General features: G+C 40.5%; 7 protein-coding genes and 1 pseudogene. 2 read left to right on the forward strand and 6 right to left on the reverse strand.

Annotated features, from left to right (window positions below; all coding sequences use genetic code 11):
• The first annotated feature begins 111 nt into the window (after positions 1-111).
• Together F947_RS13985 and F947_RS13990 are read left to right on the forward strand one after the other, a co-directional pair.
• On the forward strand, positions 112-300 hold the full coding sequence (locus F947_RS13985; protein WP_004977490.1) for a type II toxin-antitoxin system Phd/YefM family antitoxin: 189 nt from the start codon (positions 112-114) through the stop codon (positions 298-300).
• Positions 290-577: pseudogene (locus F947_RS13990) on the forward strand (type II toxin-antitoxin system RelE family toxin). Before F947_RS13985 ends, F947_RS13990 begins: the two are co-directional and overlap by 11 nt.
• A 164-nt stretch (positions 578-741) precedes the next feature.
• Here the strand turns inward: F947_RS13990 and F947_RS13995 are convergent.
• The 6 genes from F947_RS13995 to mobC form a co-directional block, all read right to left on the reverse strand.
• On the reverse strand, positions 742-2,046 hold the full coding sequence (locus F947_RS13995) for a Y-family DNA polymerase (RefSeq protein ID WP_004977492.1): 1,305 nt from the start codon (positions 2,044-2,046) through the stop codon (positions 742-744).
• 15 nt (positions 2,047-2,061) lie between these two features.
• A complete protein-coding gene (locus F947_RS14000; protein ID WP_004977494.1) occupies positions 2,062-2,640 on the reverse strand; it encodes a LexA family protein in 579 nt (192 codons plus the stop codon).
• Between the two features lie 1,560 nt (positions 2,641-4,200).
• Positions 4,201-4,473 carry a NadS family protein gene (gene nadS, locus F947_RS14005; protein WP_000369782.1) on the reverse strand — a complete coding sequence of 91 codons (273 nt, stop codon included), beginning with the start codon at positions 4,471-4,473 and terminating at the stop codon, positions 4,201-4,203.
• Positions 4,466-4,786 carry a type II toxin-antitoxin system RelE/ParE family toxin gene (locus tag F947_RS14010; RefSeq protein ID WP_004977497.1) on the reverse strand — a complete coding sequence of 107 codons (321 nt, stop codon included), beginning with the start codon at positions 4,784-4,786 and terminating at the stop codon, positions 4,466-4,468. The genes nadS and F947_RS14010 overlap by 8 nt, the downstream gene beginning before the upstream one ends.
• A 158-nt stretch (positions 4,787-4,944) precedes the next feature.
• Positions 4,945-7,476: a relaxase/mobilization nuclease domain-containing protein gene (locus F947_RS14015; RefSeq protein ID WP_026438517.1), complete on the reverse strand. Its 2,532-nt coding sequence runs from the start codon at positions 7,474-7,476 to the stop codon at positions 4,945-4,947.
• Positions 7,460-8,002 carry a plasmid mobilization relaxosome protein MobC gene (gene mobC / locus F947_RS14020; RefSeq protein ID WP_004977505.1) on the reverse strand — a complete coding sequence of 181 codons (543 nt, stop codon included), beginning with the start codon at positions 8,000-8,002 and terminating at the stop codon, positions 7,460-7,462. The genes F947_RS14015 and mobC overlap by 17 nt, the downstream gene beginning before the upstream one ends.
• Positions 8,003-8,492 lie beyond the last annotated feature (490 nt).

Raw genomic sequence — 8,492 nt, forward strand, 5'->3', positions numbered from 1 at the left:
TCAGGGTGAAGTGTGTCTAATCAACAGGGTTTTCGGTCTCTAAGTACTTTTTAAAGGGAACATCATCGACTCAAATCTCTATTTGCAACAGTGCCACTCAAAAAGAGTCCGATGGATACAGTGTTGGCAGGCAAAGGCGAACCTGTCGCAATCCTCAATCGTAATACACCAGCGTTTTACTGTGTTCCAGCTGATCTGTATGAAACGATGATGGAACAACTAGAAGACCTAGAACTGAATAAGATTGCAGATGCTCGTGCGAATCAGAAACGCATTCGAGTAAATATTGATGACCTATAAGTTAGACTTTTTAGAAGAAGCATTAGCAGAATGGAATAAGCTAAATCCAAGTATTAAGCAGCCATTGAAGAAGCAGTTGATCAAGGTTTTGTAGAATCCTCGCATTCCCAAAAACAAGTTGTCAGGACATCCTAACCGCTACAAGATTAAACTTCGTAGTATTGGTTATCGTCTGGTTTATGAAGTCGTTGATGATGAGGTAGTTGTCATCGTGATTGCTGTAGGCAGACGTGAAATCAATGCCGTCTATGATGATGCCAACTCTCGTCATTCATAAATGATGTAATGCCTATAAGCAGATAGTTTCTATGAAAACACTCATGTTTATGGGCATTTTTGATGTAGATAATCTTCGATTAGGTAGTAGTAAATTACAACTATTTTGAAATCAATAAACAACTATTATGAAACCAAAACGAAATCAATTTATAGGCAGGACATTTACTTCACACAAAGCAGTTGATCCCATTTAAAGTAGTTCTGTGTTAGCCGATTTCGTGACATATTCCATGTTCTGTTCGGCATTAAACTTGCGCCCAAGGCAATCTTGGTTTTGCCATACTTAAGATGAATCGCTTCAAGGGAATCCATCAAAGCATCACTGACTTCGATGTGCTTCATGTCGGTAAACATGTCATATACATGGCTTGCCTTTGGTTCGAGACACGTCAGAATCACGCCACATTTCTTGAAGGCAATGTCCTTGGCATACAGGCCATCAATCATCGATGTGGCGAGTTTAGAAAGCACCAACAGGTTGTCGGTAGGTTCTGGTAAAGCCAAGGATAAAGACTTGTTGTAGAAGGGCTTTGAGCTATCAAATGGGTTTGATTGTACGAAACCAATCAAACAACCACACAACAAATTATCATCTCTCAGTCTGCTAACCGCATCCATAACATACAGCGACATGGCTTCCTTGAGATCATCTATGTGATAGACCCTCTGCCCAAAGGAGCGACTAGCAATGATTTGCTTCTTTGCAGGAGGCGTATGTTCCAATTCAATGCAAGCAATTCCATGGAGTTCCAATAAGGTTCTGTGCATCACTACAGAGAATTGGTCTCGGATCATCAGAGGGCAAGCCAAGACAAAATCCATCACTGAATGAATCCCCATACTGTTGAGCTTCTTCGTATACTTTCGACCAATGCCCCATACTTCACTTACATCAATTGCTTGATAGACGCTCTCGGCTGAGCATGGATCCATTGAAACCAAATTGCATACGCCATTGAAGTAATCATTCTTCTTGGCAATATGGTTTGCGAGTTTCGCTTCTGTCTTTGAGCGTCCTATGCCAATACATACAGGTAAACCAAGCCAAGAAAACAAACGCTGACGAATCTGATGAGCATATTCAGTCAAGTCGTAATTCCCTGCATGAGCTGTCAGATCTAGAAAGCACTCATCAATAGAGTAAATCTCTTGCTCTTTGGGAGATACAAAATCAGCTAGGATTTTCATGAATCTGCGAGACATCTCTGCATACAGTGCATAGTTGCTCGATAGCACCTGTACCTGATGCTGTTCGACGATGTCCTTAATCTGGAAGAGAGGAACACCCATCTTGATGCCCAAGTCTTTGGCTTCTTGGGAACGTGCCACAGCACAGCCATCATTGTTGGATAGCACAATGAGAGGCTTTTTGTTCAGACTAGGGTTGAAGACACGTTCACAACTGACATAGCAATTATTGATGTCTACAAGTGCATAGATCTTCTGGTGAGCTACTTGCATGAGCATGAAACCAATCAAGTATTAACGCTTTCTGAATGGCTTGATGACAAAAGTCACTACACCCCAAATTAGCATTTCCTGCCCATCTTGCAGATGAATGTCGGAATACTCAGGGTTCTCTGCTTTAAGCCAACGATTATCATCACCTTCGATCATGAGGCGTTTTACAGTGAACTCGTTGTCTATTAGTGCAATTACGATGTCTTCATGCTTGGCTTCAATGCTGCGGTCTACAATCAGTTCATCATCAATCTCAATACCTGCATCCCTCATCGAAAGCGATGCGACCTTCACAATGAAGGTTGCAGCCTCGTTTTTGATGAGGTGTTCATTCATATCCAAGGTTTTGTCTATGTAATCCTGAGCAGGAGAAGGGAAGCCAGCCGCAACCTTTTCTGAAGCCAAGGGAATATGCATAAGTGTTGTAGGATCGACAAGCGTGATTGAAGCGACATCATTGAAGCTTTGCTTCTCTGCCTCGTTGAGGTAATTCTTGATCTCTATGATTTTGGATACAGGTACTCTTACCGTTTTTGTAGGTTCATTATATTTAAGCTTTCTACCAGAACCTTCTCGGCTTCCCCCGCGATTATTGCTCATGATTCAACTACTTTTTTGATTTTGTGACGTAATCAAATATATGACTGAATGTATTACAGATTCAAGAATATTTCGATAAATGGTGAGACGTTAATGACAGGCTTTTTTAATATATCTATTTCTTCAGTGACCGTTTATCATTCACGGATTCAAATAACTACTGCTCAATTTCTATAAAAGTGTACAGAGTAATAATATTTGATGCTCTCAATCTGCACTAGTCCCCCCACCATGCTTCGCTTTTGGCTCATCATTGGTGGTGAGCTAGAGCAGATTTTCGGTAATATTCACCCTACCTTCGCTAATTTTAAAGTTAGCTCAGGTATTTGAATATCACCCTTTAAAAACATCACCGTATGGAGCCGCTGTCGCTTTCAAATCGGTACAAAGTGAGATGCGCCCAGATCACTTCGCAAGAGAGTATTTATAGGGCTGAATCCCTATCCCGCACACGCCTTTCTCTCTACACGAAGCGCACACTCGGCAAGGTTTCCCAATACTCAATCGTGCGTGAATGTCGTGCTATTCCCGGCGTCCTTTCCCCAGTGCAATCCATCAGATGAGAAAGCGATTATAAAATCTTTAGCCTTTGATGCCTGCCGTCACTTTTTTCCACCTGCACATCAAAGCCACGAAGAAGATCAAGCCAACATATAAACAGTTGCACTTACAAACTTAATCTTTTTACAGACGTAGTGAACGAACCGAAATGGTTTAAATTGTATTACGAAGAGCATTTAACGAAATTTTTTATATCGGAGGCATTGTATCCCACGCAATTCCTTAAGAAATTAGACTGTGTACAAAAGAATTTACATATAAAAACTTGTACAAAAGAATAATTTCCTTAAAATAAGGAACTGGCAGTTACAAGCCTCTGGTGATTATCTGTACGAGTTTCCGCTCTACAGATCTTTCGTTAAACGATACTGGTAATATCATTTAACTGTAACGCCAACAAATTTAATGCAAAGGCCCTTGTTAAAACAAGGGCCTTTACATTTCAGTTACATAAAAAATGAAATTAGCTATGTTAACGGGCTGTTATGTGATTTATACAGCACTTTTACCCTAAACCGTGCCGGGTTTTTCAGAAACTTTTTGTTTTTCTTATTACTTAAAAAATTAAAAGGCAGAAGTTCGAGCTTCTGCCTTTTACTAAAACGACTATTGATATAACCATGGTACGGTTAGTTGTTCTAGTCATCGTATTATACAAAAAATCATGCTGTTGCACACAATTTTCGAGTAACTGAACCCTCGACAGTCCCCATCCCAGCTTTTTCAGGGCACAAATTATCCCCAATTTCTGCAGATACACCTAGGGCAGTTTTTAATCATCTTTGTATGTATTTACTCACGTCAATTCCGGTACTTTGCTGCTATTCGGAACATTGGAATTTTCATATGATAGATTCATCGGGAACAGGAAGCTCCACACAATAATAAGAATATAGATACGCACAAGGACAGTAAGGTACGACAGGAGTTATACCGAGCGACCCCATACGAAAAACCCTGGCAGGATGCCAGGGTTTTTTCATTTCTCGTATATTTAACTTAAATCAGACCCGGGTGAGCATCCAGAATACGGATTAATGTCGCTGCAGGGCCAGTTGGATAGCGACGGCCTTGTTCCCAGTTTTGCAGGGTTCTCGCGCTGATATGCAAACGTGCAGCAAATTCAGCCTGGGTTAAGCCTGTTTTTTCACGTACTTCTTTAATATCTGGCAGTTCAAGCTCTGTGACTCGACTTGCCTTTATCTCATTACGTTTGATGGCCCCAGCTTCTTTGATTGAAGCAACCAGATCATCAAATAAGTTGTTATCCATGAAATTGCTCCTTTACTAATTGACGCAGGATCGAGGTTTCTTTGTCTGTCAGATTATCTTTCACAGACTTTGGATAAGCCACCAGAAAAAAGATCTGATCATCTTCTGTGACCCAATAATAGATCACGCGGATACCACCACTTTTTCCTTTATTGCCTTGAGCACAACGTACTTTACGAATTCCTCCACCATTTTTGATTAAGTCACCCTTATCAGGCTGTATCAGGAGATCTTGCTGGAGCTGACGATATTCTTCATCAGTGACAAGCTCTCTGATTTGCTTGGTAAAGATACTGGTTTCAATGAATAACATAGATTTATATACGTCAATGGCGTATATAAATTTTAGCAGTTTTAGATTAAAAAAACGAGAGCTAGAGACTCTATGTAAACCCCAAATAGAAATGTCCGCTTTCAAATCCACACTTTTGCGATTATCGAAGCGGACGGTTTATATCATCAATGCTGAAATTAAAAATCTAGATCATAATCACGATTTGGCTGCTTTTCAGGTTCATAAGTTTGCTCTAAGACATCGCTTTGAGGAATCGGCTTAGGCTTTTTCACCTCGTGGATAAGGCTCTTTATGTTCTCAAAACTCTCTAAACACGATTGATATGACGCTCTTTGATGTTTCAAATGATCGTTTTGAGGCTCTAAAATAATTTCACATTTCAAATAGTTAAGCATGCATCGGTCGTTTTTGATGATCTCCTCGATTTTGTCATAGTCCCATGTATTGATCATTCTGCTTGCTTGGCTGATGTATTTCTCCAAGTTTTGAGCTTTTTTCTGCACACAATCAATCAATTGCAATAGATTATTATCGTTGTATGCTTGCTGTTGTTGGGCTGAAAGTTGTTTGTGATCAGCAACGTAACCGGGGTAATAAGCGTCAATTCGCAAGTCACGGAAATCTGTAGCCGGCTTTGGTTTGGGTCGAATTTTAGCGACTATGGGTTCTAGTTGTTCAAGTTGTTGATTAAGGTCATTAATCGTTCTACAGTTTCCCCAAGCGTATTGATCTGCTTGCTTTGCATCTCCAAGTCTGTGTAAAAGTCGGTTGGTACCTGCAATTGCAAGATGATTGAGAGTGCTGCCTCCAGGTCTGTCTGCTGTGTGCGTATCGTCTGTTGAATGGGTTGTAATTCGATCTTCACTAAGTCTCTGACAGTAGCTTTTAAATTCAGTTGATTTAATGCTGTCGTCAATTGCCTTTGCAATTGGATTCTCAAGTTTTCTTGAAATGCTTGCTGTAATTGCTCCGAAAATTCGCCCTGCTCGAGCTTTGAAAGTTCTACTTTCATAGCCAAAATTAATGCTTGTTGAGCTTCTTTCTCTGAGTTCAAGTTGTTGATTTTGTCCTTTAAACTCTGCTCTACTTCGCTGTAAGTGGTCAAAATATTCTTTAATGAACTGACCTGTTGACTCAAGACTTCGTTTTGTTCTGCTAACAAGCTGTTTTGTTGACTCAACAAGGCGTTTTGCTCTGTCAAAAATTGGTCGATTTCGGTCTGCATGACTTACCTCCGTAGGGTGTTCAAATAATTGATTTGGGCCGTGATTGCTTCTGAGTTCTGTTGAATGATTTGTCGTTGCGCTTGGATGGTCTTTAAGTTTGTACTGGACTGATAAATCGTATAAAAACTGATTAAAATCATCAGCACCCCAAACAAGATCATCCCGCATGAAATGTATTTTGCTTTTTGCGTATTCAGTTTTTCCGTGATCAGCGTTTGTATTTCGCTCTCGATTTGCCCACTTTGATTGACTATCGCTTGCTGCACTTGGGCCTGGACTTGGGCTTGGATGCTCTTCTGATCTATCGAGATGTTCTGCAACTGGTTGTTGATTTTGCTCTGTAGAGCCTGAGTTGATATTGAAAACGAATCTATGCTCGATTTCACTTTTGATATTTCCGTAATATCTATACTCGCGAGTTTTGCCTGGAGTTCCTCGATTTGCACGGTATAGCTGGCTGTCAGCGTTTTTATTGCTTGGGGGGATAAATTCCCTATCTCGGTCAAAATCGAGTTGAGGTGTAATTCCAGGGCTGTTGTCTTCTCCTGTACTTTGTGCAAAAGCGTAGTGCCGTTGATGATAGGCTGCTCGCTTTGCTCGATAAGTTTCTCGAAGTTGATCAGCCTGTCGGAGAGCTGTTGCAAGCTCATCTGCAGTTGCTCGGCTTTCTGTTGCTGCTCGTAGACGCTTTGAATAAAGTCCAATTTCGAATTGTTCATGATAATAATCTCCTCTGAGTCTGTGTGTTTTGCCGTTGCTTAATACGACACTTAAAAATTCTTTACTTTGCTTAACTGATTTAACGCCTTGGAGTTGCTCGATACATTTGACAATATCCGCCCTGTTTTTTACTGTTTGCGTCTTTAAAAGCGTTTTGACGAGATTATCAACAGTCTTGCAAAACTGCTTTTTTCTAAGTGTCTTCAACTCTTCGCTTGCAAGGATTTTTTTGGCTTGTGCATTAAGTTTTGCAACGTGATTCGGCTCTTGCGTTGTTTGTGTCCAAGTGATGTCATCAGGGCGCGACCACTCGTATTTTGTGTTGAAGTAATCTCGTAATGCGTCGAAATGTTTTTCGTGTCCTGGCGGGGCAATATTCAGTGATTTACCACTTTGAATATCGAGCCGTGGCGTTAAAACATGAATATGTTTTGAGCCGTCATCATCAGTGTGCAGAACAGCAAAAAGGTGGTATTGAGACTGATCAAGTCCTGCAAAAGCGTGTTTTTCAAAGTCATTTAAAACTTCCAGGATCTGCTCGTCAGTCGGATCATCGTCTTTTGACCATGCGACTACTCCACTGGTGTACTTCCACAGGTGAGGGCTTGCATTACAAATGGCATTGAACGTGGTCGCATCACCTCGTAAAACATGAACGCCAGCACGCAGATTTCCTTGATGATCGAACTGATCTAAAACATACGCTGAAGCGTGTGCAGCCGACCCTTTTCCGTGATCCAGAAATTTAATATGCACTTTCATCCTGCTCCGCTAAAACAATCGAAGGTAGTGCCTGGTCAACATTTAAGTCTTCCAGTTGCTTTTGAAGCCGGTCAGGGCTTTGTCTGCCGATTTTAGGCAGTGCGGGAAATACTTGTTCTAACTCAGTTTGGATACCTCTTAAAACAAGCAATACGCTGAAAATATCAAGCTTCTGCTGTTCTTGGGGATTCGCATTTTTGATGATATTTAAAGCACGGGCCATCTGATTCAGGTTGTTACCAATACGACCCAACTCCAACAGTAATTTGGGATCGGCCTTAGGAGCAGGTCGCTGCAGGATTTTTTCTGGACGACGGTGGCGCTTTTTGATCTCAGGTTCAGGCTGGGCAATGCCTTCCGTTTCTTTTGGCACGGTGTGCTGAGTTTTCATAAAAGCCTGTCCAATCAGCCAATGTACAAAATCCGTAAAATTCATGCTGTTTGCAATTAGCAGCTGATCCAACTGCTGTTCTTGCAGCGCTAAAAAGCGTAAGCGCTTTGTAATGGTTCGTTTACCAGTTTTCATTTTTATCCCGTCATCAAATTTGTGAAGTTTGGGGTCTTAGGGGGTCGCCCCTAACAAGCCCTGTTGCGTACCAGAAAAGTGCACGTAGTGCAGTTTTCTGTAGCTACAGGTAGGCTTGCTTATTAGAAGCAGCTTCTAAAAAACACAGAAACTTGCTTTCGACGAGAACATACCAAATATGAAAAAATTGAGTTTTCAAAAGTGATGATTTGAGAAAAATATTTAATTTAAGGTAGTGATAAATAAAATAAGTCAATATTTATCAAATATTTAAAAAAATTATTGACTTTAATAAACTCAAAAAAACAAGCGAAAAGCTTTACGATTGTTGAATTATTTTTTTAAGAAGCATTCCTTATACAACCAATCCCTAGATGCTTTTGATTTTTGCTGGGTAATATTTGGTAGAAAATGCCAAAAAGAGTATGTATTGAAAATAATTAGGGTATGTATTGAACGACCAAAAAAGCAATTTCAGCATGTATTGAAA

This window comes from Acinetobacter towneri DSM 14962 = CIP 107472 (assembly GCF_000368785.1).
GTDB lineage: Bacteria > Pseudomonadota > Gammaproteobacteria > Pseudomonadales > Moraxellaceae > Acinetobacter > Acinetobacter towneri.

Coding starts and splice junctions, on each gene's coding strand:
- F947_RS13985 (WP_004977490.1), top strand. CDS start 112: ATGGATACAGTGTTGGCAGGCAAAGGCGAACCTGTCGCAATCCTCAAT.
- F947_RS13995 (WP_004977492.1), bottom strand. CDS start 2,046: ATGCTCATGCAAGTAGCTCACCAGAAGATCTATGCACTTGTAGACATC.
- F947_RS14000 (WP_004977494.1), bottom strand. CDS start 2,640: ATGAGCAATAATCGCGGGGGAAGCCGAGAAGGTTCTGGTAGAAAGCTT.
- nadS (WP_000369782.1), bottom strand. CDS start 4,473: ATGGATAACAACTTATTTGATGATCTGGTTGCTTCAATCAAAGAAGCT.
- F947_RS14010 (WP_004977497.1), bottom strand. CDS start 4,786: ATGTTATTCATTGAAACCAGTATCTTTACCAAGCAAATCAGAGAGCTT.
- F947_RS14015 (WP_026438517.1), bottom strand. CDS start 7,476: ATGAAAGTGCATATTAAATTTCTGGATCACGGAAAAGGGTCGGCTGCA.
- mobC (WP_004977505.1), bottom strand. CDS start 8,002: ATGAAAACTGGTAAACGAACCATTACAAAGCGCTTACGCTTTTTAGCG.